Origin of the sequence: uncultured Corynebacterium sp., from assembly GCF_946998835.1 — a bacterium.
Classification (GTDB): Bacteria; Actinomycetota; Actinomycetes; order Mycobacteriales; family Mycobacteriaceae; genus Corynebacterium.
Genome location: NZ_CAMQAZ010000013.1, coordinates 33,789 through 46,543, shown reverse-complemented (window position 1 = coordinate 46,543; position 12,755 = coordinate 33,789). Strand labels below are relative to the sequence as shown.

Annotated in this window: 8 protein-coding genes; 1 reads left to right on the top strand and 7 read right to left on the bottom strand. The window is 55.9% G+C overall.

Annotated features, from left to right (window positions below):
* Positions 1-31: 31 nt before the first annotated feature.
* The 7 genes from Q0U90_RS06055 to Q0U90_RS06025 all read right to left on the bottom strand — a co-directional run bounded on the left by Q0U90_RS06055 (position 32) and on the right by Q0U90_RS06025 (position 10,591).
* Entirely contained in the window at positions 32-1,201 is a 1,170-nt protein-coding gene (locus tag Q0U90_RS06055) for an ABC transporter substrate-binding protein (protein ID WP_297452559.1), read from the bottom strand.
* Between the two features lie 217 nt (positions 1,202-1,418).
* Positions 1,419-1,871: a MarR family winged helix-turn-helix transcriptional regulator gene (locus Q0U90_RS06050; RefSeq protein WP_297452558.1), complete on the bottom strand. Its 453-nt coding sequence runs from the start codon at positions 1,869-1,871 to the stop codon at positions 1,419-1,421.
* 71 nt (positions 1,872-1,942) lie between these two features.
* A complete protein-coding gene (locus Q0U90_RS06045) occupies positions 1,943-2,434 on the bottom strand; it encodes a MarR family winged helix-turn-helix transcriptional regulator (RefSeq protein WP_297452557.1) in 492 nt (163 codons plus the stop codon).
* Positions 2,435-2,448: 14 nt separating this feature from the next.
* Positions 2,449-5,106: an AAA family ATPase gene (locus Q0U90_RS06040; RefSeq protein WP_297452556.1), complete on the bottom strand. Its 2,658-nt coding sequence runs from the start codon at positions 5,104-5,106 to the stop codon at positions 2,449-2,451.
* 3 nt (positions 5,107-5,109) lie between these two features.
* A complete protein-coding gene (locus Q0U90_RS06035) occupies positions 5,110-6,285 on the bottom strand; it encodes a metallophosphoesterase (protein WP_297452555.1) in 1,176 nt (391 codons plus the stop codon).
* 2 nt (positions 6,286-6,287) lie between these two features.
* Positions 6,288-7,346, bottom strand: a complete 1,059-nt coding sequence (locus Q0U90_RS06030; protein ID WP_297452553.1) for a hypothetical protein — start codon at positions 7,344-7,346, stop codon at positions 6,288-6,290.
* A complete protein-coding gene (locus tag Q0U90_RS06025) occupies positions 7,346-10,591 on the bottom strand; it encodes a DEAD/DEAH box helicase (protein WP_297452551.1) in 3,246 nt (1,081 codons plus the stop codon). Before Q0U90_RS06025 ends, Q0U90_RS06030 begins: the two co-directional genes overlap by 1 nt.
* Positions 10,592-11,161: 570 nt before the next feature.
* Here Q0U90_RS06025 and putP point away from each other — a divergent pair.
* Positions 11,162-12,685 (top strand): sodium/proline symporter PutP, encoded by a 1,524-nt coding sequence (gene putP / locus Q0U90_RS06020; RefSeq protein WP_297452549.1) that lies wholly within the window; start codon positions 11,162-11,164, stop codon positions 12,683-12,685.
* Positions 12,686-12,755 lie beyond the last annotated feature (70 nt).

Below are 12,755 nucleotides of genomic sequence, written 5' to 3'. Positions count from 1 at the left end.
TCGGAATCCTTCTTCGGTGGTGGGAGGTGGGTTACTTGGTCGGCTCCAACGAGGTGAAGAAGGTGCCGCTGAGCTCGAAGGGCAGGTAATCTTTGTGGAACTTGGCGAAGTCCGCGACCGGATCGAGGTCCGTGAACTCTTCGGGGTGGATCCACTTCGCAAACTGCTCAAGGGCAAAGACGTTGTACGGCGAGTCGTAGAACTGGTGGAAGGCGGCGTGCAGTTCGCCCTTCTTCGGTGCTGTTAGCGTGTCGAAGCCCGGGGTCTTCAGCAGGCCTTCCAGAGTGCGCTGAGCAGTCTCCGGGGAGGCGGTGTAGCCGAGTTCGACGTGCGGCAGAACTTCAGGCTTCTTCGGGTCGAGTGCCCAGGAACCACCGGTGGCGATGATTCTCTCGGGCTGAACGGACAGGACCTTCTCTGCGGTCACGTCGCCGGACTCGGTGTCGAGGAGACTGTCACCGAGGTTCTCACCGCCGACGGCCGTGACGAGGTCGCCGAGGTTGGACTTGTTGACTGTCGAGCAGCAATCCTTGAGGCCGGCTGCTCGCCAGACGAAGGTCTTTGGCTTGTCTTCGAGCTTGGCGGCACGCTCGGTGATCTCGTTGACGCGTTTGGTGTAGAAGTCAGTGAACTTCTTTGCCGTGTCCTGCTCGTCGACAATCTGGCCGAGAAGCTCGACGGACTTGGCGGTGTTCTCCAGCGGCTTTTGGCGGAAGTCAGTGAAGATGTACTGCAGACCCGCCTGATCGAGCTTGGTGAGGAAACCAGACTCTTCAGCGGCCTTCTTGTGGTCGAGGGTCATAACGACCACGTCCGGGTTGTGCGAGATGAGGTTTTCCACCGTGACATCGCCCTTGGCTATATTGCCGATGGTTGGCATGTCCTTCAGCTCTGGGTTCGACTCGAAGAGCTTGGCTTCGAAGGACGGTGCGGCCTTGTGGAGGTCGCTGCCCATGGCGACAATATGTTCGCCCGGGTTATCGCGGTCGAGCATCGCGGTGACGAACATGGCGCGGCCTTCACCGAGCACGACTCGCTCTGGCTGCTTGTCAAAGGTCACCGTGCGACCGGCGACGTCAGTGACCGTGAGTTCACCCTTGTTGACGGCAGCCTCGTTCGACTCCGCGTCGGCACCACAAGCTGTGGCGACGAAGCTCAGCGCTGCGCATCCGATGGCAGCGAGGGTTTTGGTTTTCGGCATTCCTTTTGCCTTGGCGAATATATTGGCTCTCATACTTTCTTATTTCTGTGTTGTTTTTAGTGCGTAGCTTTTGGTGTTTAGGGTGCACAAAATGAAGTTGACACTTACCTTTTTGCATTAGGCACGCCTTACCTTACAGCTTGAGTCGAGAATAAAAAAGAGCCCTGCTAGTGGCAGTTTTTGCTAGCAGGGCAGAGCGGACGTGGTCGTAGAGAATTTATTTCCTATCGAGGACCGCTTGGAAACACCTCAGCATCACTTCGCGGTCTCCGTCGGCAAGTGGTGTAATTACTTCCTCTCGGACGGTGTCCACATAATCTGGTGCGGCCTCGGCAAATACATGGCGGCCGACGCCTGTCAGGACGACGACGTAATCAGAGTCGGGGTCTTCGCCGTGATCTTCGGTGTGAATAAAACCGCGCTTTTCCAGCCTTTTGGTGTGCAGCAGCGCGCGGGGATGGTTCCACTTCAGCCGGTCACAAATCCTGTCGACATGCAGGATGCCATCTTCCACCTCATGCAAAGCGATAAGCAGTGTAAAGTCCGCGAACGTTAGCCCGGTTCGGCTGCGTAGGCTGCGCTCAATATTGCGCTCTACCTCGCGAAAAGCAGACACCATCGACTGCCAAAAGAGCTGTTCGTCATCGCTTAGCCATTCATAGGAGTTCATACTGCTCAAGGCTAATGGTGAAAGCCTAGGCAGTGGAGGCAAATGGGAAAACAGCTTCAAAAAAGTTTTAACTACTCCCCTTTTTCACCAATTGGGTTGGTGACCGTTGCATCGGCGGTCTCGGTGATTCTGTCCAACACAGCCGAAATCCCCTGATAGTCGATATTTTCGCCCAATACATCAAACAAAACGTGGCGCACGAGCTTCACATGGTTCGGCGCGGCTTTTTCAATCACGTTTCGGCCGTGTTCGGTGAGTGTGACATCGATACCACGGTTATCGCAGGCACAGCGCTCCTTGGTTACCAGTCCGCGTCGCTCCATCCGGGTAATTTGATGCGACATTCGGCTGCGGTCCCAGTCCAGGGACTCGCACAGTGTGCGCATGCGCACAACGTTGTTTTCGGCCTCGGAGAGAACAACAAGAACCGAAAAATCTGCAGTGGAAATATCGAGAGATTCTTGCAGTTGAAGGTCAATTGACCTATCAACGGCCCGTTTTGCATTCAGAATTGAACGCCATAACCGCTGCTCTTCATCGGTTAACCACTGAACATCTTGCATGTGTACTGAGCCTACTATCTTGAAACCAAATCCTGAATTTTCATAAATTCCGCTCCTGTCACGCGATCGAAGCGCGCTTCGTCACATGTCAGGACTAGCACCTGCATATCCCGCCCAGCTTTGGCGAGGGCATTGTTCATTCGCCGCAAGCGGTGTTCGTCTGAGTAACCTAGTGCGTCATCGATAATCACAGGAGCGCCTTGTCCGCCTTCCATGACACCGGCCACGGCCATGCGCAGCAGAATGTCCAATTGTTCCTGCGCTCCACCAGACAGCTCATCGACGTCGAACTTGCCGTCAGCATTGGACCGTGACTCAATCTGCAGGTCCTCGTTCATCGTGAACTGGGTTCCTGCGCCGAACACGCCACCGCCGTACTCTTCAAGTTTACGAAGCAGCGGTTCAGCCAGTGCATTGCGCGATGCCGCACGCGCCTGCGTCATTACTTCCACCAGGGTTTTAGCAGCGGCCGCACGTCGACGAACCGAATCGAGATCTCGCTGTATCCGCTCCACCGCGCCTTCCGCGGCTGCCAGCTTTTCATTCGCGCTATCGAAGTAATCCAAGTGCACACGAATTTCCTGCCGACGGCTTTCCAGCTCACTCAGTCGATTCTCGACAGCGTCCCTTCGTTGCTTAGCACCCGCCAACGATGCTTCCACATCGTCTGCGTCCCGCTGTTCCAACTCCTTCTGTGCCGCAGTGAGCTTCTCTTCCGCTGCCTGGAAATCCTTGGCACGGTTCTCGACCGCAGCAAAAATCTCAGCATCCGAGGCTTTTTCTCGCGCTGTAGTAAGCGAATCTTCCCGCACTTTCAGAACGGATCGAAACCCTTCCAGCTCGCTGCTGGCCTTCGTATAGTTAGCGTGTGCAGGGCGCTTTTCCAGCTTCGATAGGCGCATATCAGCATTGTCGCGCTCAGATTCGGCATCTCTACGCTGCGCGGCAGCTTCCTCCAACCGCGTCCTTGCCGATGCCAAATCAATCTCCGCCGGCGCCTCCTCGCCCGCGAGCTTTCGGTACCGCTCGCTGTGTACGCGCGCTTGTTCGGCTACATCATCTAACTCGGCTGTGAGCTGGTGATACTGGGCCCCGTCGGACACCGCTGTAATGGATGTCTCCACCTGGAATTTCGCTTTCTCCGCTTCACGACGCAGTGTAAGGGCCTTTTGCGCTTCTGCGACGGAGTCAGCGCCTGCCGCCTCCAGCTGTTCCTTGAGCGATGTCTCAGCTTTTTCTAACTTCCGTTGCTGAGAATCGGATCCGTCGCCGGGTTGGATAGCAACCGTCACGTGGCCCACTTCAATAGCCAGCGGTTTCGTGACCGCACGCTGAATCGTCTCAGCCCCAGGCGTTAGCTCCATTTTCTCGCCATCGACCGCAATCTCTTGCGCGCTGCTAGCCGAAAGCTCCACGCTCGGGCTTGACGCTTCCAACACCGCAGTGGCTGTTGCGACCTCGCGCTCACAGGCCAACAGCTTTTCCATTACATCATCGGTAACGGCGTGCCGAGCGATAACGTCCTTGTGCTGCGCCAGTTGCGCACGAAGTTCATCGAGCTTCTCCACTCGCTTCGTCAGCGTTTCAACCAAGCTCCGCTTCTCCCCCAGCGTGACTTCAGCGGCAGCCAGCTCTTCCGACTTCCGAGCCTCGCGGTAGGAGACCACTACCGCATCGCGTTCTTCCTGCGCCTTCTTTAAAGCGGTGACCTCCTTATCAAAAGCTTCTTTGAGTTCAGCGACTTTCTTCTCTGCAGCGGAGTGCTCGTCCGTGGCATCCTGGGCCTGCTGAATAAGGGTCTCCCGCTCTTGCTGCGCTTGCTTCGCTAAGTCCAGCTGCTGCTTTGCCGCTGCAGAGACCTCTTGCGCCTGGGACACCGCAACCCTAAACTTCTCGAGCTCTTCTAGCGCCTGGCCCCAGTGCTCGACCTCCGCCTTGGCCTCTGGCAGCAATGCCCGCTGAGTGTGCTGACTTTCTTCATTACGAGCAGCTTCCTCGTTGAGCGCTTCGAATTCTCGAACCTTCTTCACAGCTTCGTCACGCACGTGCTGGGCTTCTTTTAGCTCCTTGTCTACGTCGGTAAGCTGCTTTCTTTCCTTGCCATTTTTTTGGAAATATTTGCCGTACTCAGCTTCAATAGCTTCGAAAAGACCGACTTCCTCTGCGGTTTCTGCGCGCTGCCCAGAGGCAGATTGCAGTGCACTAGTAACCTGCGCATAGCCTCCCAAGGACAGGGTCTTTTGCGCCTGTCCTTGCTCGGCAACGAAGACCTGCCACAGGTTTTTGGTGTCCGCATTATTCATTCGGGCGGCCAGCCACTCTTCCGCCTGATCGTCTTTGAGAACCACGGACGTCGGCGAATGGACGGTCACAATTGTGCCAGTGTCTTTGGTGTTTCCGAAGACTTTGTTCAGAGTAAATTCGTAGCCGTCAAGCTCCATCCTCAGCTTGACTTGAGGCTTTTCCTGGCTGAAGTGGCTGTTTAGGCTGAGTGCCTCGCTGGAGCGGGACTTCCATTTTGTCGTCAACGCAACATGAATGGCCTTCGCGATAGTGGTCTTGCCCGACTCATTTTCACCGGAAATCACTACCACGCCGCGCTCGGCGAGCCCGGTGATTGAGAGCGAATCAATCGCACGTACATTGTGTAATTCGATGTCGTGGAAACGCATGCTTTATTCCTTCTCTCCTGCCAGACGGGCCAGCAAGCGAAGCGCATCGGCTGCTGCGGTGGTTTCTGCTTCTGATAGTGGGCTACCGGTCTCGGTTCGCCCTTGGCTGAGTTCTGTCAGCTTTTCTGCAGCTGCCAGCGGATATCCGGTGAGATTGAGGTTAGAGATATCTCCCTCGGAGGGAACCACTGTCAAATCTGAGCCACTCTGCCGCCTGTAAAGAGCGGCGAAAAGCTGTTGATATTGCTCTAATCGGTTTTCAAAGGCCGTTGACTCCGACAGTGTCACGGTTCCTCGCAGTGAATACTTCACCGCCGTGTCCGTCTTCGCCTCAATACCGTCAAGTTCAGCAAAGAATTCGTCGAGCTCTTCTGCGTCAGTGATATCCATGTCGATCGAGTGAAAAGCCCACTGCCCAACTCGGTGGGAGGTAACGGTGACTGCCCCCTTTTCGGCACCGCCTTCTGCGATGTCGACGACTAGCGCATTGCCAGAATCTCTCTCTTTGTCGTCATACGCCGTGGTCTCATGTGCACCGGAAAAATAAACTCTGCCAGCATGGTCCAGCTGGCTCGTAGAGTGCGAATCCCCCAATGCAACGTAGTGCAACGCTTCGCGCTCAATCGCCTGTTCCAAACTCGTCAGGTCAATAGTGGCACCGGCATCAGCGCCAAATCCCTCCACTTGCCCATGCGCGACCATTACTCGAATCCCATCAGTTGGTTCAAGCTCCATGGCCAACTCCGCCACTACGTCGTCCGCCGAATATTTCCCGCGTACTGGCACACCAATGAGTTCCACCGCGTCCCGGATGGTGATGGGATTGCTGTCGCGTATCACGAAGACTCCTTGGTCTTCCAGGGATTCGAAGGCGCTACGTCGATATATGGAAGAAGCGTCAAGTGCATCATGGTTTCCCGGTAGGAGGTATACCGGCACCGGTAGTTTGGCGATTCGGTCGAGGGCCCGCAAGAACACCTTGTCCGGCAGTGTATTGGAATCAAACACGTCACCGGCGACAACGATGAACTCTGCGCCTTCTCTCGTCGCCAACTCTCCGATGCGGTCGATGGCACTCAGGCGGCTTTCGTGGAACCGTGCTTGAGCTTCGCCTCCATCGAGTTCGAGGAACCACCGCGTCATTCCCAATTGCCAATCTGAGGTGTGAATGAATTTCATGATTAGCGCTCCTTTTGTCCCAGGCTCAGTGATTCCTGCAGATGCTGCCAACAGTCTTCCAAATCGGCGACTGCACGAATGGTTTCTCTCGAAATTACGCAGGTTGGCTGCAATGCTTCATGCAGCAAGCTGCGGTCGGTAACTGCTAACGGGTCAATAATCTCAAGTGATGGAACACTGACCCGTTCCAGGTCATTGCCCCAATAATCGGTCTCGACAGCGAAGAGCTCGGTAGCCTTTTGCTGATTGTTGTCACCGCCATGTGCTCCACTGTCATCATCCGACTGCTGCTTAGATTGATTGGGATTCTCGCGAACAGCACCACCGAGGCCGAGTCGCTTCGGTGCAGTTCGCTTTTGCAGCAGCGTTAGTTCCTGCAGTCGCCGCTGTAATTCCCGCTGGGGATAATCGCGCAGTTGCATCAGTGACAGCGGGTTGCGGTCGATATCAGCGACAAGTTGAGCTCCCACTGCGACGATGTGCTTACACACGGGCGCCGGATCCGGGCAGGTGCATTCGCTGTAAATGTGCTCTTCGCCATCGCACAGAAGCATTTCCATTTGTTCATACGGCAACTCGCCGCGTTCAAACTCCGTAAACGCCGAAGGATTGCTTACCAACCACCTCAGTACGTCGTCAATTTGTTTCTGTTCTCGTCGTGGGAATCGGATGAAGACTGAAAAAGGTTCCGGTTGGCTACCTTGGACTTCGCCGATGATGTAGCCATCGGCGATTCGAAGCCCAAGCACATTGCCGTCAAACCTGTACTTCTCACCTCTGTGGACACGGCCCGAATCAGCGCCGCGGATGATGAACTCCCACACCCACCGAGCAAAGGTTGTCCGTGGCTCGACCGCCACTCGCGCCGCGGTTCCACGTCGCTGTTGCCCGGTAAATGCACCTGCCCAGTCCTGGGTGGCCAGCAGCTTTTCTATCGTCGAGCTAGTTGCCGGCGCGCTTCGTCTCGTAGACCTTTTGCGACCGCGTTTTCCCGAGGGGCCCTTACCGAACTCGGCAAAGATGACATTGTCGCCCCATTTCACATCTCCATCGCCGGCCATTAGTACCACCTCTTCTGGGCTCGAAACGGGGTCACATTATTTGGGATTGGAGCAGAATCCGAAGTCGTGGCATCCGAGGAAGCGGAATCCCGCTCGCTTGCACCAGCGGAACCACGTCCGGTCAAAGCCCCATCCGTCGAATCCTTCATTGAACTGCGCAACGACTGAATCTTGTCCTTGTCCAATTGCCATAGCGAACGCAATCGGTGAAAGTCCATCTCCGTCAACTTGGTTTCACCAGCGCGCACCACCGCATCGGCCAATTCTGCCTTTTCAAAAATCAGCTCGTCGATGCGTTCTTCGAGAGTTCCCACGCTAACCAGCTTGTGCACGTGCACATCTTTACGCTGACCTATGCGGTAGGAACGGTCCGTCGCTTGATTCTCCACCGCTGGATTCCACCATCTGTCGATGTGAATGACATGGTTGGCGGCCACCAGGTTAATACCAACACCCGCAGCTAGGGTCGACAGCAAAATAATTGGTGGCCCATCCGGAGCATTGAATTCTGCCACCACTTTTTCACGCTGTGCCGGGGTCATCGAGCCTTGAATAAACGGAATGTCTACGCCCAGTCGCTTACTGAAATGGGGAGCAAGCATCTTGCCGAACTCCACAAACTGGGTGAATACCAGCGCACGTTCACCGTTTTGGACAATCTCATCTACGAGCTCTTCCAGCCGCGCGACCTTTCCTGAGCGATGCTGCCCATGATTGAGCAGCCCGGAGCCATCATGCTGGTAATGCGCTGGGTGGTTGCAGATTTGCTTCAACTTCATGATTCCGCCCAGGATGATGCTCTTTCGACCGAAATTGCCAGAGCGATTCCGCTTCGAGCGCTTGAGCTTGTCTTCGAGATCCTTCACTGCCTCTTGGTACAAGAACGCTTGCTCCGCAGTGAGTGGAACCATCTCCACCTGCTCGTTCTTCTTGGGCAGGTCTGGGGCAATAGCGGGGTCAGACTTGAGCCTGCGCAGGATAAAAGGCGCTGTAATCGACTGCAGTTGCAGCAGCATTTCCGCGTTTCCATCGCGCTCAATTGGAATCGCGAACTTGTTGCGGAATGCATTCGCCGAGCCGAGCATACCGGGATTACAAAAATCCATGATGGTACGCAATTCGCCTAGGTCATTTTCCACGGGAGTACCGGTCATGGCAATGTTGTGCCTCGAACGTAAACTACGCAGCGCCCTCGATACCTGCGCGTTGGGGTTTTTAATCGCCTGTGCTTCATCAGCAATCACGTGGTCCCATTTCACTTGGACCAGTTCATTCACATCGCGAGTCGCGACACCGTAGGTCGTCACAACCACATCGTGGTCCGCAATGAAATCCTGTAGTTCTTCCCCCTGTGGCCGATTTGAACCATGCAACAGCCCGACCTTGAGCTCTGGCGTGAACTTTTTAGCTTCGGCGGCCCAGTTGCGCAGCACGCCTGTCGGAACTACCAGAAGCGATGTTTTGTGCTCTTGATTCACAGCATCCGCTTGACGACGGCAGCGTTCGTACTCCAGCAGCGCCAAAATCTGCACCGTCTTACCAAGCCCCATGTCATCAGCGAGGATGACACCGAAGCCGCGGTTAGACATATCCGCCAACCACTCCACACCGCGCTGCTGATACTCCCGCAGCTCACCAGTAAAACTCGATGGCACCTCGACTGCCCCCGAGGAGGGTGTGGAACCGTCGGAGTACTTCAACACCAGAGCCTTTAGCCACGAGGGATCCCTGGGTGCTACCGGCACCGGTGCCGGAGTTTTCGCCTCCAGACCGCCGTCAAATACCAGCTCTTTCAGAGTGGCTTGCCCCTTACCGGTTTCTTCTCCAGCCTTGGTCTGTTCCACCAAGAACTTCAGGGCTTCTCTGGCTACCTCCGGGTTCGCGTGAACCCAGTGATCACGAAGATGGACAAGGCCGGTACTCGATGCAGCGAGCTCCCTCATTTCCGCTTCCGTCAGCACCGTGTCCCCCACAGCCAGCTTCCACTCGTAATCAACCAGCTGGTCAAATCCGAGCTTCGGTTCCGAACGGCGGCCTGCCGGCCCCGTCGGATCAAGCTGCGGGACTTCCGTATGCAACTGCAGCGTCGTCTCCACCGACTTCCAGTTTGGCGGCAGCATCACATCGATATCGACCTTTGCCAACCGAGAGATTCCGCTAGTCATCAGCTCGATAAGTTGCTCCGATGTCAGCAACAAATCCAGGCCCGGATGCCCTGCGGCTTTCGCATTTTTCAGTGTTGGGAACGCCTCTTGGGCTGCTAATAGTTGGGGCCGAAGCAGCGACAGCACCGACCGACGGCACATCTCAGGATTCAGCCGCTCTGGAGCTGCCACGCCAATGCGGTAGTACATCCGCAATGGCCACAGAGTCTCGTGCTCCACCGCGGCCGCACGCGGGTCAAAGCGGGTCACAGAGCCGCCTTCTGCATCCGCCCGGTCGCGCAACTCCAACAGTTGTGGAAGATCCACATCGGGCAAGTCTTCCAGTTGGCCCTCAAATCCAACCGGTTCCTGCACCATTAGCTGCAGACGAACATTCTCGCCATCGGCTGACAGCCTCCACTTTGCCAGCGACTGCGCCACTCCCGGTGTCGCCCGCCCAAGTGACTCGGACTGTAACAACGACCGCACAAAACTCTGCCGCTGTTCCGCCGGTTCATCCAGATCCGCCAGAAGTGCGTTAGTGACCCAATGGAACATCCGATTGATGAAGTCTTCAGCCACCGTGGCACCTCCGTTATCTATCAACACCGGTGGGGTGCGGGAGATGACCTGGCTTTGCCAGGCAATCTCACTAATCCCCTCCGACATCCGCCACGTCGGCCACCACTCGTTGTCTTCCCATGCCAGTGCCACCAAAGCCCGGCCCGACCGGGCGAAAGCATCTAGCCCCTGCACGACATCTACAAAAAACCGAAGATCCGGGGCCATGGCCGCGGAAGAGACATCCTCCTGTAACTGCACCAGCACCGACACAGCAGACCACGGCGGAAACACCCACGTGGGGACAACTTTCTCTACCTCCCGCCCCTTCGGGGTGCGCAACTTTAACGTCAGTTGTGCTCGATGCCCCTGCCCCAGAACCGCGAAGAGTCGGCGTTGATGAGCCGGAACCTCCAGCAAATCCACATCCGAAACAATCCGGTGCCCCTCTGGGCGCTCTACCCACAGGTGAAGACCCGAATCGTCCTTCCAGACCGCGTGCAGTAGCAACGGCACCGTCGACTTTGCAACTTCGCCCATTACTTCCTCCCCACTGCTTGCTCAGTCATCCTTTTACTCAGTCAACTTCTACTCGGTCATCTTTTTCGGCCATCACTGTCCAAACATCTGGCGGCTTCGCCACCGGATTTTTCTTCACAGAAGATTGTGCCACGCACCCCGGAGTAGGCTTTTCACCACACCACTAGATTAGCACGCCTGTTCGAATTCCGTTTTTGGTAAAAATACTTCACTCCTACTCAAATACCCCTTTTTCCAGGTAAATTATCCGTCTTAACCGATTTTTACGACATTTTTCGTCGCGTCTTATCTTGCAATGCAGCGCGTCACATGCAAACGTCGTATGGGCTACAAGAATTAAAAATGTGTGACTCGCGCAATAGTCCTGTCACAGTTCGACTCACAGCTGCCGCCATTTCTGTCGGCCGCTTTATGGCCCAATATGGCTCGATAGTGTTAAAGCGCTGTGAACGTCGCCAAGCAAATGCTGGCAAGGGAAATTGAGTGATACGCCGTCGGAAGCGTTTTCTGACGTGCTGGGACAGTGTGCGAGTCCGACTGTACGCCTAATAAATAATGAGGAGTTGACCTGTGGACCAACACACATGGTTCATCATCGCACTAGTCATTTATCTGCTGTTGATGGTCTACATCGGCTGGACCGGATGGAAAAAGACCGCAGAGTATGACGAATACATGATTGGTGGTCGTGGCCTGCATCCGTTCGTCGCGGCACTATCGGCGGGCGCATCGGACATGTCCGGCTGGCTGCTGATGGGTCTTCCCGGCGCGATTTACCTTTCCGGTCTAAATCAGACGTGGATCGCAATCGGCCTGGTCGCAGGCGCATGGCTGAACTGGAAGTTCACCGCACCACGCCTGCGTAGTTACACCAAGATTGCTCGTAACTCGATTACCGTGCCGTCGTTCTTGGAGAATCGTCTGCACGATACGTCGAAGGTGCTGCGCGTTGCCGCAGGCCTGATTATTTTGCTGTTCTTCACCTTCTACGTCTCCTCGGGCATGGTCGCAGGTGGCCGCTACTGGGAGTCGACGTTCGGTGGCAACTACCTTGTCGGCATGCTGTTGGTTGCGGCTATCACTGTCGCATACACCCTGTTCGGTGGCTTCCTGGCTGTGTCCTACACGGACACTGTACAGGGCGTCATTATGTTCATCGCGCTGCTGACGGTTCCGACTGTCGGCATCATCTACCTGGTCAACAATGGCAATTCCTTCTCGGACATCTTCAGCTTTGCTGCTAACAACCCCTACCCGGGCAGCGAGGGACAGCCGGTCGAGACCTTCTTCGATCCGTTCGCTGGCATTCCGTTCATCACGATTATCGGTCTGCTCGGTTGGGGTCTGGGCTACTTCGGCCAGCCGCACATCATCGTTCGCTTTATGGCTCTGCGTAGCGCAAAGGACGCAACCGAGGGTCGTCGCTGGGGCGTTGGCTGGCAGGCATTGTGCATGCTCGGCTCGGTCCTCGTGGCGCTGACTGCAACTGTCTTTTTCGCTACGAACCCGGATGCTTCGGTCACGGATGCATCTTCTTACGAGACCATCTTCCTGGACATGACCCGCATCCTGTTCCACCCGCTGATCGCAGGTCTGATTCTGACTGCGGTGCTGGCCGCAATTATGTCCACCATTTCTTCGCAGCTGCTGGTGTCTTCCTCCGCGCTGATTGAGGACTTGTTCAAGGCAACGGTCAACAAGTCGCTGCGTCCGAAGACCTACATGACTCTCTCCCGCGTCGCTGTCGCACTAATCGCCGTCATCGCCGCAATCATCGCGGCTAACCCGAACAGCTCCATTCTGGATCTGGTTGGCTTCGCGTGGGCTGGCTTCGGCTCGGCATTCGGCCCGGTTCTGCTGGCTTCGCTCTACTGGTCGCGTCTGAACACCCCAGGTGCGGCAGCCGGCATGATCACTGGTGCGGTTGTCTCCTTCGTATGGGGCATGAGCTCGCTCAGCGATACTCTCTATGAGATTGTCCCGGGCTTCGCCGCTGCAACTGTCGTGATGATCATTGTCACGCTGGCTACGAAGGAACCGAGCGAGAAGATTAAGGAAGAGTTCGACCACGCAGCCAAGCAGGCTCTGGTCTAAGACTTTGGTCTAGGCTCCGCCTCCGCTAGCCCCGCAGGCTAGCCCCGGCGCATACCTCAAAGGGAACCGA

Excerpts from the sequence above, each read along its gene's own strand:
- Q0U90_RS06055 (WP_297452559.1), bottom strand. The coding sequence starts at position 1,201 with ATGCCGAAAACCAAAACCCTCGCTGCCATCGGATGCGCAGCGCTGAGC.
- Q0U90_RS06050 (WP_297452558.1), bottom strand. The coding sequence starts at position 1,871 with ATGAACTCCTATGAATGGCTAAGCGATGACGAACAGCTCTTTTGGCAG.
- Q0U90_RS06045 (WP_297452557.1), bottom strand. The coding sequence starts at position 2,434 with ATGCAAGATGTTCAGTGGTTAACCGATGAAGAGCAGCGGTTATGGCGT.
- Q0U90_RS06040 (WP_297452556.1), bottom strand. The coding sequence starts at position 5,106 with ATGCGTTTCCACGACATCGAATTACACAATGTACGTGCGATTGATTCG.
- Q0U90_RS06035 (WP_297452555.1), bottom strand. The coding sequence starts at position 6,285 with ATGAAATTCATTCACACCTCAGATTGGCAATTGGGAATGACGCGGTGG.
- Q0U90_RS06030 (WP_297452553.1), bottom strand. The coding sequence starts at position 7,346 with ATGGCCGGCGATGGAGATGTGAAATGGGGCGACAATGTCATCTTTGCC.
- Q0U90_RS06025 (WP_297452551.1), bottom strand. The coding sequence starts at position 10,591 with ATGGGCGAAGTTGCAAAGTCGACGGTGCCGTTGCTACTGCACGCGGTC.